The sequence below is a fragment of the Labrenzia sp. CP4 genome (genome assembly GCF_001579905.1).
Lineage (GTDB): Bacteria > Pseudomonadota > Alphaproteobacteria > Rhizobiales > Stappiaceae > Roseibium > Roseibium algicola.
The window spans coordinates 1,318,667-1,333,112 of sequence record NZ_CP011927.1 but is presented as its reverse complement, the minus strand read 5'-3'; the positions used below and the strand labels follow the sequence as shown (position 1 = coordinate 1,333,112).

At 61.0% G+C, this 14,446-nt stretch carries 13 protein-coding genes; 9 read left to right on the top strand and 4 right to left on the bottom strand.

All coding sequences use genetic code 11. The features are described from left to right. Positions 1–34: 34 nt before the first annotated feature. The 6 genes from ACP90_RS06160 to ACP90_RS06135 all read left to right on the top strand — a co-directional run bounded on the left by ACP90_RS06160 (position 35) and on the right by ACP90_RS06135 (position 5,732). A complete protein-coding gene (locus tag ACP90_RS06160) occupies positions 35–907 on the top strand; it encodes a sugar ABC transporter permease (protein WP_031270353.1) in 873 nt (290 codons plus the stop codon). Positions 908–910: 3 nt separating this feature from the next. Then, positions 911–1,741 (top strand): carbohydrate ABC transporter permease, encoded by an 831-nt coding sequence (locus ACP90_RS06155; RefSeq protein WP_023003159.1) that lies wholly within the window; start codon positions 911–913, stop codon positions 1,739–1,741. 11 nt (positions 1,742–1,752) lie between these two features. Next, positions 1,753–2,757: an ABC transporter ATP-binding protein gene (locus ACP90_RS06150; RefSeq protein ID WP_055656185.1), complete on the top strand. Its 1,005-nt coding sequence runs from the start codon at positions 1,753–1,755 to the stop codon at positions 2,755–2,757. After that, positions 2,754–3,527: an L-iditol 2-dehydrogenase gene (locus tag ACP90_RS06145; RefSeq protein ID WP_062487354.1), complete on the top strand. Its 774-nt coding sequence runs from the start codon at positions 2,754–2,756 to the stop codon at positions 3,525–3,527. The genes ACP90_RS06150 and ACP90_RS06145 overlap by 4 nt, the downstream gene beginning before the upstream one ends. 3 nt (positions 3,528–3,530) lie before the next feature. Next, a complete protein-coding gene (locus tag ACP90_RS06140) occupies positions 3,531–5,042 on the top strand; it encodes a mannitol dehydrogenase family protein (protein ID WP_062487353.1) in 1,512 nt (503 codons plus the stop codon). 150 nt (positions 5,043–5,192) lie between these two features. Beyond that, positions 5,193–5,732, top strand: a complete 540-nt coding sequence (locus ACP90_RS06135) for a TlpA disulfide reductase family protein (protein ID WP_082809900.1) — start codon at positions 5,193–5,195, stop codon at positions 5,730–5,732. Positions 5,733–5,763: 31 nt separating this feature from the next. Here the strand turns inward: ACP90_RS06135 and ACP90_RS06130 are convergent, their stop codons facing one another. From ACP90_RS06130 to ACP90_RS06115, 4 genes are read right to left on the bottom strand one after another with little or no spacing between them, the layout of a single operon-like run. After that, positions 5,764–6,591 carry a heme ABC transporter ATP-binding protein gene (locus ACP90_RS06130; protein ID WP_062487348.1) on the bottom strand — a complete coding sequence of 276 codons (828 nt, stop codon included), beginning with the start codon at positions 6,589–6,591 and terminating at the stop codon, positions 5,764–5,766. Positions 6,592–6,600: 9 nt separating this feature from the next. After that, on the bottom strand, positions 6,601–7,734 hold the full coding sequence (locus tag ACP90_RS06125) for an iron ABC transporter permease (protein WP_082809899.1): 1,134 nt from the start codon (positions 7,732–7,734) through the stop codon (positions 6,601–6,603). 8 nt (positions 7,735–7,742) lie between these two features. Next, positions 7,743–8,642, bottom strand: a complete 900-nt coding sequence (locus tag ACP90_RS06120; RefSeq protein ID WP_062487344.1) for an ABC transporter substrate-binding protein — start codon at positions 8,640–8,642, stop codon at positions 7,743–7,745. Beyond that, a complete protein-coding gene (locus ACP90_RS06115; RefSeq protein ID WP_062487342.1) occupies positions 8,639–9,727 on the bottom strand; it encodes a hemin-degrading factor in 1,089 nt (362 codons plus the stop codon). Before ACP90_RS06115 ends, ACP90_RS06120 begins: the two co-directional genes overlap by 4 nt. Positions 9,728–9,993: 266 nt before the next feature. On the opposite strand from ACP90_RS06115, the gene ACP90_RS06110 reads away from it, so the two are divergent. The 3 genes from ACP90_RS06110 to ACP90_RS06100 all read left to right on the top strand — a co-directional run bounded on the left by ACP90_RS06110 (position 9,994) and on the right by ACP90_RS06100 (position 14,410). Then, the gene (locus ACP90_RS06110; protein ID WP_062487339.1) at positions 9,994–12,135 is read left to right on the top strand and encodes a TonB-dependent receptor; all 2,142 of its coding nucleotides are present in this window, start codon (positions 9,994–9,996) and stop codon (positions 12,133–12,135) included. A gap of 175 nt (positions 12,136–12,310) precedes the next feature. Then, the gene (locus ACP90_RS06105; protein ID WP_062491418.1) at positions 12,311–13,375 is read left to right on the top strand and encodes a LacI family DNA-binding transcriptional regulator; all 1,065 of its coding nucleotides are present in this window, start codon (positions 12,311–12,313) and stop codon (positions 13,373–13,375) included. A 39-nt stretch (positions 13,376–13,414) separates the two neighbouring features. Then, positions 13,415–14,410 (top strand): ABC transporter substrate-binding protein, encoded by a 996-nt coding sequence (locus ACP90_RS06100; RefSeq protein WP_031270345.1) that lies wholly within the window; start codon positions 13,415–13,417, stop codon positions 14,408–14,410. Positions 14,411–14,446: the final 36 nt, after the last annotated feature.

The following is a 14,446-nucleotide window of genomic DNA, read 5'->3' as shown; positions in this document are numbered from 1 at the left end:
TGAGCTCTGGCTCTGACCGAGCAAAGGTCGCATCATGGCTACCCAACATTCACGGGCGGCGGCCCGTTTGATGATCTCTCCGGCAGTTCTGCTGCTGCTGGGTTGGATGATCATCCCGCTCTCGATGACCCTCTATTTCTCTTTCCTGCGCTACAACCTGCTCATTCCGGGAATGGAAGAGTGGACCGGCTGGACCAACTACGAGTTCTTCCTCACCGATCCGGCTTTCTTTGCAGCGCTGAAGAACACCCTGCTGCTCGTTGGCGGCGTCCTTCTCATCACCATTGTCGGCGGCGTGCTGCTGGCCCTGCTGCTCGACCAGCCCTTCTGGGGCCAGGGGATCGTGCGCATTCTGGTGATTGCCCCGTTCTTCGTCATGCCCACCGTCTCCGCGCTGGTGTGGAAGAATATGTTCATGAACCCGGTCAACGGCCTGTTCGCATACTTTGCGAAGTTTCTGGGGCTGCAACCGTTCGACTTTCTTTCGCATGCACCGCTGTTTTCGATCATCCTGATCGTCGCCTGGCAGTGGTTGCCCTTTGCGACGCTCATTCTGCTTACCGCCCTGCAATCGCTGGACAGCGAACAGCTGGAAGCGGCCGAAATGGACGGCGCCAATTTCCTGAACCGCTTCGTGTTCATCATGGTGCCGCACCTGGCCCGTTCGATCACCGTCGTGATCCTGATCCAGACGATCTTCCTGCTGTCGGTCTTCGCGGAAATTCTCGTCACCACCAATGGCGGTCCGGGCTATGCCTCGACCAACCTCACCTACCTGATCTACGCCCAGTCGCTGCTGCAGTTCGACGTCGGCGGCGGATCGGCCGGCGGTGTGGTCGCCATTATCCTCGCCAACATCGTTGCGATCTTCCTGATGCGGATGATCGGCAAGAACCTGGAGGCCTGACCCATGGCGCGCGCAGTCTCCAACCGCCGCAAGGCTCTCGTCACCGTATGTGCGTGGGCCGTCGGCATCGCCATCTTCTTCCCGATCCTGTGGACCGTGCTGACCAGCTTCAAGACGGAAGCGGAAGCCATTGCGTCTCCTCCTAGCTTCCTGTTTTTCGACTGGACGCTGGAAAACTATAGCACGGTCCAGGAGCGTTCGGACTATTTCCGGCACTTCTCCAACTCGGTCATCATTTCCTTCGGCTCCACCCTTCTGGGTCTGCTGATCGCGATACCGGCGGCCTGGTCAATGGCCTTCGTGCCGGGCAAGCGCACCAAGGACGTCCTGATGTGGATGCTGTCCACCAAGATGCTTCCGCCGGTGGGCGTGCTGATCCCGATCTATCTCCTGTTCCGGGATACCGGTCTCCTCGACACGCGTGTCGGCCTCGTGATGGTGCTTACCCTCATCAACCTGCCGATCATCGTCTGGATGCTGTTCACCTACTTCCGCGAAATTCCGGGCGAGATCCTGGAAGCCGCGCGGATGGACGGTGCGGAGCTGTGGTCCGAGATCATCTACGTGCTGACACCCATGGCGGTGCCCGGCATTGCCTCGACCCTGCTGCTGAACATCATCCTGTCCTGGAACGAAGCGTTCTGGACCTTGAACCTGACGGCGGTCGACGCCGCCCCCCTCACCGCTTTCATTGCCAGCTATTCCAGCCCGGAAGGCCTGTTCTACGCAAAACTGAGCGCTGCCTCGACGATGGCGATCGCCCCGATCCTCATCATCGGCTGGTTCAGCCAGAAACAGCTCGTGCGCGGCCTGACCTTCGGCGCGGTTAAATAGGAGACCTGAACATGGGTCAGATAACCCTCAAGCAGATTACCAAGAGCTTCGGCGACGTTCAGGTTATCCCGCCGCTGGACCTGCAGATCGACGACGGCGAGTTCGTGGTGTTCGTCGGTCCGTCCGGCTGCGGCAAGTCCACACTCCTGCGTCTCATTGCAGGCCTGGAGGATGTCTCTTCCGGTGACATCACCATCGACGGCAAGAACGCCACCGAAGTGCCGCCCGCAAAACGTGGCCTTGCCATGGTGTTCCAGTCCTACGCGCTCTATCCGCACATGTCGGTGCGCAAGAACATCGCCTTCCCGCTGCGCATGGCCGGCATCGACAAGGCGGCGCAGGACGCCAAGGTGACCGCCGCTGCCAAGGTGCTGAACCTGACGGATTACCTTGACCGTCGCCCGGGTCAGCTTTCCGGCGGTCAGCGCCAGCGTGTTGCCATCGGCCGTGCCATCGTGCGCGAACCGGCCGCCTTCCTGTTCGACGAACCCCTGTCAAACCTGGATGCGGCGCTGCGTGTCAACATGCGGCTCGAGATCTCCGAACTGCACCAGTCCCTCAAGACGACCATGATCTACGTGACCCACGACCAGGTGGAAGCCATGACCATGGCCGACAAGATCGTGGTGCTGCAGGCAGGCAAGATCGAGCAGGTCGGCTCGCCGCTGGAACTTTATCACACGCCGCGCAACAAGTTCGTGGCCGGTTTCATCGGCTCGCCGAAGATGAACTTCCTGATGGGGTCCTTCGCCACCGAATACGATGCCGCCACGATCGGCATCCGCCCGGAGCATCTGACCGTCTCGCAAGGCGACGGCAAATGGGTCGGAAAGGTCGGCGTTTCGGAACATCTCGGCTCCGACACCTTCCTTTATGTCGATATGGAGGGCGTCGACGAACCGATCACCGTGCGCTCGTCCGGTGAGATCGGGTTCCGCCATGGCGACACCGTTCACCTGACCCCGGCTCCTGACAAGATCCACCGCTTCGACAACCAGGGCCTGAGGATTGCATGAGCCGACTTGAAGGAAAATCCGCGCTGATCACGGGTTCGGCCCGGGGCATCGGCAAGGCCTTTGCCGCGCGGTTTGCAGAGGAAGGCGCCCGGGTAGCGATTGCCGATATCAACCTGGCCGGCGCAGAAGCGGCGGCCAGTGAAATCGGCCCGAATGCCTATGCCGTTCAGTTGGACGTCACCGATCAGTCGTCGATCGATGCTGCCATCGCCGCCGTGGAACAGAAGACCGGCGGGCTCGACATCCTGGTCAACAACGCGGCTCTGTTCGATCTGGCACCGATTGTCGAGATCACCCGCGACAGCTACCAGCGCCTGTTCGACATCAACGTTTCCGGAACCCTGTTCATGATGCAGGCCGCGGCAAAGTCGATGATCAGGCGTGGTCAGGGCGGCAAGATCATAAACATGGCCAGCCAGGCAGGCCGACGCGGTGAAGCGCTGGTGGGCATCTATTGCGCCACCAAGGCAGCGGTCATCAGCCTGACCCAGTCGGCAGGTCTCAACCTGATCGAACACGGCATCAACGTGAATGCCATCGCCCCCGGCGTCGTCGACGGCGAGCACTGGGACCATGTGGATTCGATGTTCGCGAAATACGAAGGCCTGCAGCCCGGCGAAAAGAAGGCAGCGGTCGGAGCCGCGGTGCCTTTCGGCCGCATGGGCACCGCCGAAGATCTCACCGGCATGGCTGTTTTCCTGGCGTCGAAAGACGCGGATTACATCGTATCGCAGACTTACAACGTCGATGGCGGCAACTGGATGAGCTGACCAATGACCCAGAACCTAAGTGAAACTGTGCTCTCTTCTCTTCCCGAATCCGTCAAGGCACCGGCGTATCGCCGGTCGGACCTGACCCCCGGCATCCTCCACATCGGCGTCGGCAACTTCCATCGCGCGCATCAGGCCATCTACCTGAGCAAGCTGTTCGATCTCGGCGAAGGTCGTGACTGGGCCATCGTCGGCGCGGGCCTCAAGCCCTACGACAAGACCATGCGTGAACGCCTCCAAGCCCAGGACTGGCTGACGACCGTGGTCGAGCTCGACCCGGAAGGCCTCAGCGCGCAGGTCTGTGGCGCCATGATCGACTTCGTCGACGTGGATCCCAAGGCGCTGATCGCTCGCCTTGGCGAACCCGATATCCGCATTGTCTCGCTGACGATCACCGAAGGCGGCTACTTCGTCGACCCGAACACCGGTGGCTTCGACGTCAATCATCCGGAAATCCAGGCGGATCTCGCCTCACCGGATGCGCCGCAGACGGTGTTCGGCGTGCTTGTCGCCGCCTTGCTGGCCCGCCGCGACAAAGGCCTTGAACCCTTTACCGTGATGTCTTGCGACAACCTGCCCGAAAACGGCCATATGGCGAAACAGGCCGTTGCCGGTTTCGCCAGGGCCTTGTCGCCGGAAGCCGGAAGCTGGATTGCCGACAACGTCGCCTTTCCAAACGGCATGGTGGACTGCATCACCCCTGCGACCGGCGACCGCGAACGCGGCCTGGTTCAGGAACGCTTCGGCCTGACCGATGCGGCCCCTGTCGTCTGTGAACCCTTCCGCCAATGGGTGCTGGAGGATCATTTCCCGGCCGGTCGCCCGGCTCTGGAAAAGGTCGGCGTCGAATTCGTCGAGGACGTCGCTCCATACGAGTTGATGAAATTGCGTATTCTCAACGGCGGTCATGCGACCATCGCCTATCCGGGTGCGCTGCTGGGACATTACTTCGTCCATGACGCCATGGCCGATCCACTGATCTGCGCGTTCCTGAAAAAGCTGGAAGAAGACGAGATCCTGCCGACCGTTCCGGAAATTCCGGGGGTCAGCTTCGAGACCTATCTCACCACCGTGATGGACCGGTTCTCCAATCCGGCAGTGGGCGACACGATCCCCCGGCTCTGCCTTGACGGCTCCAACCGCCAGCCGAAGTTTATCCTGCCTTCTATCCAGGACCGCCTCGACAAGGGGTTGCCGGTGGCCGGCCTTGCCCTCGAAACGGCTCTCTGGTGCCGTTACTGCCTCGGTCACAACGAGGCTGGAGAACCACATGTCATCGAGGACAACAACGCCGACATCCTGAAGGCCTGGGCGCAAGGCGTTTACGCCGACAAGCCGGCGCGCTTCGAAATGCCGGAGCTATTCGGTGGGCTCGCTTCCGACGAAACCTTCCTGAAGGCCTTCAGCTACGCCGCAGGCATGATCGCTGAAGATGGGGTGGCCGCAACGCTGAAAGCCTACCTCGACGGCCGCTTCGACAAAGGCGCCGCCGCCCTCAAGGCGAACGCCCACTAGGAAACGAGGGATCACACTCGCGCCACCGTGTGCGCAATGTGATCCCATTTGCCTTTCAATTTGCCCTGTCCCGCTTACCTTGATGTCACTGACAGACGAGGATTTGACCTTCGCCTGCACGACGGAAAGCGGTAAGGCGGGATTATGGGCATGAGACAACTGAACAGACGGGACCTTCTGGCCGGTAGCGCGGCAATGGCATTGCTGCCGGGATCAGTGTTTGCGGCAGGCAACGACTTCTTCCGACTTGGTCTGGCCGAACCGGCCTTCGAAATCGAACCCAAACTCGACCTTCCCGATCTTGATGGCACCGTCCACACGCTTGCCGACTATTCCGGCAAGATCCTGCTTGTATCGTTCTGGGCGACATGGTGTCCGCCCTGCCGGAAGGAAATGCCGGGTCTGGCGCGTCTCAACCGGGAACTCGGCCCCGAAGGCTTTGCAGTGCTCGCCGTCAACGTAGGTGACCGGCAGGACCGGATCGAAGGTTTTCTGGATGAGATCGACCATGATGGTCTCACCGTCCTGATGGACACGGACAAGGCCATGCCGAGCACCTGGTTCCTCCGCGGTTTGCCGGTGACCTACGTCCTCGATGGCACCGGCAAGGTTACCCTCGCCGCTATTGGCGACCGGGTGTGGGATTCAGTGGAAATGATCTCCGCGCTGCGCAGTTTGAAGACCGCATGACCTGGTCGAACATCACCAGGGTGAAAGACCCTCAGCCGTTGTCCATCGGCACGATCACAGGCCGCCCACCACCCGGACGTTTCAGGATTTCCAGTGGAAAGTCATAAGCTTTCGACAACAACTCCGCCTGCATGACCTCGTCTCGCGTACCGAAGGCAAGACGGCGGCCACCCTGCATGACCAGCACCCGGTCGGCAAAGGCAGCGGTCAGGTTGAGGTCGTGCATCACGGCGACGACGCCGCCACCACGCTTGGCGTAACCGGCTGCAAGCTGCATGATCTGGACCTGGTGCTTGATGTCGAGACTGGAGACCGGTTCGTCCAGGAACAACCAATGCGGCAGGCCTTCTTGCGGAAGCGGGTCCCAGACCTGACACAACACCCGTGCGAGCTGCACCCGTTGCTGCTCGCCGCCGGACAGTTCCTGATAACTTCTCCCTTCGAACCCCGACAGGCCGACTTTCGCAAGGGCTTCGGCAATGCGCCGGGCACGGAAGGTCCGCTCCCGGCGGCTGGAGGTCAGGCCGAGGCCGACCACTTCAGCCACGTTCAGCGGAAAGGAAATCTGACTTGCCTGCGGCAGCACCCCGCGCATGGCGGCAAGCACTTCCGGTGACAGGCCACAGACCTCCAGCCCTGCCAGCGTTAACCCGCCGGAATAAGGCAGTTCACCGGTCATTGCCTTCATCAAGGTCGTCTTGCCGGAACCGCTTGGCCCGATGATCGCCAGCACTTCCCCAGCCTTTGCGTGAAAGGAAAGGTCCTGCACGATCCGGGTCTTGCCTGCCGAAACAGACACCTGCTCGACAACAAGATCGGGTGCCAGCGCCGTGCCATTTTCAATTGTCCTGTGCAACATGACTACACCCTAAAGACCTGTGAGGCCGCGCTTGCGCAGCAGGATCCAGAGGAAGAAGGGCGCACCGGCAAAGGCGGTGATGATACCGATGGGCATTTCCGCCGGTGCCACGATGGTGCGCGCCAGCGTATCGGCGGCTATCAGCAGGCAGGCGCCAAGAAGCGCTGCGGCCGGCAGCATGTAGCGATGGTCGGGACCGATTGTGAGACGAAGCAAATGCGGCACGACGATGCCGACAAAACCGATGCCGCCGCTGACAGCCACGGAGGCGCCGGTTGCCGCCGCCACCAGCAGGATGCTGAGGTTCTTGAGCCGCTGCACCTTGATACCGATGTGCGAGGCGGCGGCTTCGCCAAGCGTCAGACCGTTGAGACCGCGTGCCAGGAACGGCACGCAGACCAGCATCGTGAGGATGATTGGCGCGGCGGAAGCGACCTTCTGCCAGTTGGATCCCGCGAGCGACCCAAGTCCCCAGAACTGCAGGTCGCGCAGCTCCTGATCATCGGCTACATAGACCAACAGCCCTGTCATCGCACCGGTGAGCGCGCCGAGCGCAATGCCCGCCAGCAGCAATGTCGCAACTGACGTGATGCCTCCGCGCGTGCCGATCCTGTAAAGAAGCAGCGTCGTGACGAGGCCGCCGGCAAAGGCTGCCAATGGGACCGCATAGATACCCAGAAGCGCCATCACCGGCGCCAGTACGGTATTTCCAAGAACGATGAACGCGGCAGCGCCCAGGCCTGCCCCCGCCGAAACGCCGACAATGCCCGGATCTGCAAGCGGGTTTCGGAACAGCCCCTGCATCACGGCACCGGACACCGCCAGGGCCGCTCCGATGAGCGCTCCCAGCGTAACCCGGGGCAGGCGGATATCCATGAGAACGATCCAGTCCCTTGCCGAAACGCCCTGTGGCACGCCCTCTCCCGCTCCCGCGAAATAGGACGGCACATGCGGCAGGAGCTCCAGAACCGGAATCGAGATCGGGCCAATGGCAAGGCTTCCCAGAACGACGAGACATGTCAGCACGGCGAGCAGCGCAATGACGGCCCGCGCGAGCGGAGCCCTGTCTCCGCGCTGCAGGTCGGCAAGGCCAAGGAGAGAGGAAATCCGTCCGCTTCTGGCGGGCAAGGCCGTATCGCTCATCAGTGCCATCAGCTTGCCGTATCCGCCAGACGGGTCGACAATTCACGGACCGCTTCTGCGGTGCGCGGACCGAACCCCAGCAGGAGCTGCCCGTTCATGCGGACAAGTCGCCTGTTCTTCCCTGCCGGCGTTTGCGCCACGGCCGGATGATCGAACACCGCATCACCGTTCGCTGCGTCTTCGCCGTCGCCGTGGCGGTCCATCATCAGCACGACGTCCGGTGCCGCACTGACGATCGCCTCGTCGCTGAGGATCTTGTAGCCGGAAAAGCCGGACGTTGCGTTTTCAGCACCCGCAAGCGCAAGTATGCCGTTGGCGGCCGTATCCGATCCGGCGGCAAGGATACGCCCGCCCTTTGTCGACAGGACGAAGAGGACACGAACGCCTGACGTCCGGCTTTCAGCGGCACGTTGCGCCTCGGCCAGATCCTGTTCAAGCTTGCCCGCAAGAGCATCGGCTTTCGCCTCGACGCCAAGCACTTCACCAACGACACGCACCTTTTTGATGATGCCTTCGGCGGTATATGCCTCCGGCACATCCGCCATCGCCACACCGGACTTGCGCAACACGTCCACTGTTTCCTGCGGCCCGCTGCCTTCCAGCATCAGGATCAGCTCCGGATTGACGGAGAGCACACCTTCCGGGGACAGCGCGCGCATGTACCCGACATCCGGAAGGCTTGCCGCTTCCGCCGGGAAGATGCTGGTGCTGTCGCGGGCAATCAGCCTCTTGTCTTCGCCCAGGGCGTAGACGATCTCCGTCACCGAACCGCCGATGGCGACAACAGTGCTGCTGTCCGGACTGCCCGTGCCTTCCGCAAACAGTGGTTTGCCGGGCAGGACCAGGGCTGCGACGGTCAGCGCGACAGCCGCCGGGACGCCGGAAAAACGCGAAAGTGACCCAATCATTCCGCTGCTCCCAGCTTTACCGCCCGATCCAGTTTCGGCAGGTTTTCGGCAAGGCCGCGCCAATCGGACCGTTCCTGGTTGCCCTCACCACGCACACCGAAGAACTGGATGATCTGCTGTCCGTCGCTGTCATAAGCTTCCACCGAGGTGACATGGCCGACATCCGCCGGTTTGCGCACGGCCCAGACCTGGTGGATGTGGTCGGTCCGCAGATGCAGATGGAAGGTCGGGTCCATCACGTTGATCCATGGACCCCGGTCCATCACCGTTGCCACCGTCCCGGAGTGGATCTGAATGCAACCGCGATTGCCGACAAAACACATGATCGGGATGTTTTCCGACGCTGCAAGACGCAACAAGGCCGGCACCGCCCCACGATCGAGCGGCCAGGCCCAGGCATCGCCCGCCAGTTCAAAAGCACTGACCCGGTCGAGGTCCAGATCCTTCAAAAGTCCGTGGAACTGATGCGGATCGGTCATCGCCTGCCAGCGGTCGCGCAGCACCGCTTCAGCTCCTTCGGATGCCTGTTTTCGGCTGAACGGTTTTGCTTCGCTCACTTGCGGCAACACATCCGGCGTCTGATCGTCCAGCACGAGCTTTTCAACCAGAGTGTTCCACGCATCCAGGTCCGTTTCCGCACGAGTGTGGATCTTCATCACCGCATCACCATGGGCATCGAAGAACTGCAGCGACCGGCGGACATCGTTGCCGTCGGCCTTTTCGACCGCAAAGCCATGCACCCAATTGGCCGGAAACATGCGCGTGTCGATCTGCTCGCCCAGCATCAGGGCCGCCCGCTTGCCGTTCACGAATTTCTCGAACGGGCCGATCTTCTCGTGCACCGCGCTCTCGTTGCGCGTCAGTGCCATGACCGTGCCGACGGTCTGCAACCCCGGAAACAGATCGTCGAAACGCGGCGCGATACGGCGCACGCCATGCCCTACGAAGCTGGCGACCAGTTCCGCTTCCGTAATGCCGAGTATCTGTGCCAGATCCCGCTCCCGCATCTTCGGATTGTTCGCGCGTGCCGCCCGGATGTCGGCTGCGCTCTGCCTGGTTTCAGAGGAGATCTGATCGGCATTCATGAGTTCTGTCCCCAATCGCTATGGTCTTCCTGCAGCCCGCTCTCAGTTTCCCGCCTCATCATCCCGTAACGTAAATTACTGAGATTATTAGGAGTTTTTGAATCATTCCAAAGAGACGCTTTTCCTCGGCGACCGCAATCTAATACTTGACTCCTATATTCATATTTCATTAGGAACACAATACCTGAGTCACTGACTCATGTTTAAAACGCTGTGTGAGAGGCAGCGAAAAGGACGCGAACAACGCGCACTCTTGGAGAATTTTTATGGGGCTCAAGAAGACCGGTAACACCCGCTTGATGGGTGGTGTTGCCCTTTGGGTTTTGGCTTTTAATTGCGGGGCAGCTGCACAGGATGCAGTAGCGGATGCAGCACCGGCGACACCCGTTGCCGAGCAGGATCAACCGGTATCGCAGCTACAACAGATCGTGGTCAGCGCCGGCGTGCCCAAAGTCGCGATCGACACTCCTCAGGCCGTCACCGTGCTCGGCCAGGAAGCCATCGACGACCTGCAACCGCGCTCGATCGGAGACGTCTTCCAGGAGATCCCGGGCGTCACGCCGATCGGCAGTAACTCGATCCTCGGCGAAAGCATCAATATCCGCGGTATCGGTGAAGCTCTTTCCGGCGACGAGACCCGGATCATCATGCAGGTAGACGGGGTCAACAAGTTTTTCGAACAGTACCGGATGGGGTCGTTCTTCTCCGATCCGGAACTCTATAAACAGATCGAGGTCCTGCGTGGACCGGCATCATCAACCCTTTATGGCGCCGGTGCGATGGGGGGTGTCATCACCTTCACCACAAAGGATGCCAGCGATTTCCTTGATCCGGGAGACCTGATCGGTGGCCGGCTGAAAACCTCCTGGGATTCGAACGGCAACGGCTGGCTGGGCAGCGCGATCGTCGCGGCGGAACCGGTCAAGAACCTCGAGTTGCTCGGCGCCCTCAACTATCGGCAGTCTCAGGACATTACGGACGGCCAGGGCAACGAGGTCCCGGACACGGATTTCAGCTCCATCAACGGTCTCATCAAGGCCCGTTACACCTTCGGGGAAAATGAAGACCAGTCCGTTTTCGCAAGTTACCAGAACTGGTCGAGTGACGAGGACAACCAGAACTACGACCAGATCGCCTGGGGTCCGGACTTTGGCGATGTCGACCGCACAGTGACGGATCAGACCGCGATCGTCGGTTATGCAAACGGGTTTTCAGGAAACGATCTGCTTGATGTGAAGGCCCAGTTCAGCTGGTCCGACACGCGGGTCGAGCAGAAGAACCAGGATCAGATCTGCGCCCAGTTCGCCCCGGCGCCCGCGCCGCCGACCTGCTATTATCCGTTCGGCTTCAATTCCGAATATTCCTACGAGACCTGGCAGGGCAAGGCCGACAACGTCGCAACGTTCCAGCTGGGCGAAGACTGGATGGCCTATGTCACGACCGGCATCGACGGCCAGTACCAGGAACGCCGCAATCCGCGTGATTTCGGCACCTATGTGCGCAGTGGTTCAGGGTCTCACCCGGAAGGCGAAACGGTCAACGTCGGCGGCTATGCGCAGGCCGAACTGGTGTGGAACGACCGCATCACCCTCATTCCCGGCATGCGGATCGACTACAGCAACGTGTCTGTCGGCAGCTACGTGGACGGCAGCGGCAACACCATCAACCTGAACGAGGAAAAGAGCGCCGTCGGCTACTCGCCAAAGCTTGCCGCCATGATCAAGATGTCCGAGTGGCTCGGCGTCTTCGGCTCCGTCGCACACACCGAGCGTCTGCCGTCCCTCGACGAGGTGTTTTCGAACTACGTCGTCAACGATCTCGACAAGGAACTGTCGAACAACTTCGAGGCCGGTGTCACCTTTTCTTTCGATGACCTGATCATGGGCGGAGACGCTTTCCGCCTGAAGGGAACGGCGTTCCGCAACAACGTCACCAACTACTACGCCAGCTACTGGAACGGTTCGACGGTGGTGACGGAAATCATTCCGAAAGCCCGTTACGAAGGGCTTGAGCTGGAAGCCTCCTACTGGACCGAAAGCATCTACGGATCTCTCGGCGCCTCGCTGATCCGGGGCAACAACGTCAGCACCGGCGGCTACATGAATGCCGTCCCCGCCGACAGCGCCTTCCTCAAGATCGGCTACGTCTACCGTCCATGGAACCTCGACTTCGGCTGGAAGGGCGACTTCTACGCCGCCCAGGACCGTGTGGGCGCCGACGAACAGGAAACCGCAGGCTACGTGCTGCATAACCTTTATGCGGCATGGAAACCGACCGACGGTTTCATGGCGGACAGTGAGGTCCGGTTCAACGTCGACAACGTGTTCGACAAGTCGTACCGGAACCACCTGAGTGAGGACGAAGGTGCAGGCCGCAGCTTCAAGCTGAGCTTCGCCAAGAAGTTCTGACCCTGCCCCATGACCCGCCGCCTTTCCCCGCGGGCGGCGGGTTTCAAGCCTGACTACGGCTGACGACTGCGCATCGAAAAGCGCTCTCTTTCCCTTCTCAAAACGCTTTCATCAAAGTGACATCGACACCCTGTATTCAGTATTGGAAACGTTTCCAAGACTGAAGGAGGCAAGGGTGAGATCGCGTCCGCCGACGATCAAGGATGTTGCCGAGCAGGCCGGTTGCGGCATTGCAACGGTGAGCCGCGTCCTCAACGGCACCGGCTCCGCCAGCGCCGACACCCGCCGGAAGGTTCTTTCGGCAGCAACTGCGCTCGGCTTCGAATTCAGCGCGCTTGGCCGGTCCCTGCAAAGCAGCTCGACAAAGACACTCGGCTGCATCGTCCCTTCTCTCGCCAATCCCGTGTTTGCCGAAGTCGTCCAGGCTGCCCAGCAGGAAGCCCACCGCGAAGGTTATCAGCTCATTCTGGCATGTTCGGAATACGACGAAGTGCTGGAGCTTCAGGCCGCGCGCACCCTGATTGCCAAACAGGTCGACGGCCTTGTCCTGACGGTCAACAATGCGGCCGACAGCGAGGCTCTGGAGCTGATCCGGGATCGGAACCTTCCTTGCTGCCTCGTCTATAACCGCTCTTCTTTCGGCTTGCCCGCGTGGGCCGTCGACAACCGCGCTGCCGCGCGTGAAGTCGCAAGGGCCTTTCACAGCCAGGGACACGTTCAAACCGGTTTTCTGGCCCTGCGGTTCCACCGCTCCGACCGCTCGCGTGAGCGTTACGAAGGCTTTGCCGCCGCATGCCGCGAGTTCGGCATGGCAGACCCGCTTCTTCTGGAAATCGAGGAGCAGGACGGCACCCTTCTGGAATTGCTCGGCACGCTTCTGGCCGAACATCAGGCCCTGACCGGAATTTTCGCATCGAACGACTTTCTCGCCCTTGCCGCCATGAAGGCCGCACGCGCACTCGGCAAGCGTATTCCCGACGATCTGTCGCTGGTCGGCTTTGACGGCATTTCCACCGGACTGCTGGTCGACCCTCATCTGGCGACGGTCGAAACAGATCCGCGCACCATGGGTCAGGGCGCCGTCCATTCAGTGCTGGCAAGGCTGCTGGACCGCCCCACCCCCGACCTGCCGTCCGCAGCCGCCACATTCAGTTTCCGCGCGGGAGGCAGCCTTGGCCCTCCCGTTCCCGGAAAAGCCGATGGCAGAGAAGCTGCCACTTCCCTGCCATCCAATGAGTAACCCCGAGACCTGCTTGAGATCGCTTCAGGAGTCACTGACATGAAACGTACACTTTTCGCATTGGCCATGACAATGGCGGCCGTCGTGCCGGCAAAGGCCGAAGATGCCGTTTGCTACAACTGCCCGCCGCAATGGGCCGACTGGGCATCGATGCTGGAAGCCATCAATGAGAAGCTCGGCATTGCCATGCCGCATGACAACAAGAATTCCGGCCAGACCCTCAGCCAGCTTCTGGCCGAGAAGGCCGCACCCGTTGCCGACGTTGCCTATTACGGCGTGACCACTGGAATCAAGGCCGGCAACGAAGGTGTCGTCACCGCCTATAAGCCCGCCGGTTTCGATGACATCCCCGAAGGCCTGAAGGACCCGGAAGGCAAGTGGTTTGCCGTTCACTACGGCACCCTCGGCATGTTCGTGAATGTCGACGCGCTCGGCGGCGCACCGGTGCCGCAGTGCTTCGCCGATCTGAAAAAGCCGGAATACCGCGGCATGGTCGGCTACCTTGATCCGTCTTCCGCCTTTGTCGGCTATGCAGGTGCGGTTGCCGTCAACCTGGCCTTCGGCGGCGATCTGGAGAACTTCGATCCGGCTATCAGCTACTTCAAGGAACTGGCGGAAAACGACCCGATCGTCCCCAAGCAGACCTCTTTCGCGCGCGTCGTTTCCGGCGAAATCCCGATCCTCTTCGATTATGACTTCAACGCCTATCGCGGCAAATACGAAGAAGACGGCAACTTCGAATTCGTGCTGCCGTGCGAAGGTTCCGTACGCGTTCCCTACGTGATGAGCCTGGTGGCAGGCGCACCGCATGAAGAAGCCGGCAAGAAGGTTCTGGACTTCATCCTGTCCGACGAAGGCCAGGCCATCTGGACCAATGCCTACCTGCAGCCGTCCCGCCCGGTGGAACTGCCGGCTGAAGTCGCCGCGAAGTTCCTGCCTGCAAGCGATTACGAGCGCGCGGTTGCCGTCGATTATGCCCACATGGAACGCGCCCAGGCCGGTTTCGGCGAGCGTTACCTGAACGAAGTCAAATAACATCCTGACCTGGCGGGCCGGAACGCGTTGGCGTTC

Coding starts and splice junctions, on each gene's coding strand:
- ACP90_RS06160 (WP_031270353.1), top strand. CDS start 35: ATGGCTACCCAACATTCACGGGCGGCGGCCCGTTTGATGATCTCTCCG.
- ACP90_RS06155 (WP_023003159.1), top strand. CDS start 911: ATGGCGCGCGCAGTCTCCAACCGCCGCAAGGCTCTCGTCACCGTATGT.
- ACP90_RS06150 (WP_055656185.1), top strand. CDS start 1,753: ATGGGTCAGATAACCCTCAAGCAGATTACCAAGAGCTTCGGCGACGTT.
- ACP90_RS06145 (WP_062487354.1), top strand. CDS start 2,754: ATGAGCCGACTTGAAGGAAAATCCGCGCTGATCACGGGTTCGGCCCGG.
- ACP90_RS06140 (WP_062487353.1), top strand. CDS start 3,531: ATGACCCAGAACCTAAGTGAAACTGTGCTCTCTTCTCTTCCCGAATCC.
- ACP90_RS06135 (WP_082809900.1), top strand. CDS start 5,193: ATGAGACAACTGAACAGACGGGACCTTCTGGCCGGTAGCGCGGCAATG.
- ACP90_RS06130 (WP_062487348.1), bottom strand. CDS start 6,591: ATGTTGCACAGGACAATTGAAAATGGCACGGCGCTGGCACCCGATCTT.
- ACP90_RS06125 (WP_082809899.1), bottom strand. CDS start 7,734: ATGAGCGATACGGCCTTGCCCGCCAGAAGCGGACGGATTTCCTCTCTC.
- ACP90_RS06120 (WP_062487344.1), bottom strand. CDS start 8,642: ATGATTGGGTCACTTTCGCGTTTTTCCGGCGTCCCGGCGGCTGTCGCG.
- ACP90_RS06115 (WP_062487342.1), bottom strand. CDS start 9,727: ATGAATGCCGATCAGATCTCCTCTGAAACCAGGCAGAGCGCAGCCGAC.
- ACP90_RS06110 (WP_062487339.1), top strand. CDS start 9,994: ATGGGGCTCAAGAAGACCGGTAACACCCGCTTGATGGGTGGTGTTGCC.
- ACP90_RS06100 (WP_031270345.1), top strand. CDS start 13,415: ATGAAACGTACACTTTTCGCATTGGCCATGACAATGGCGGCCGTCGTG.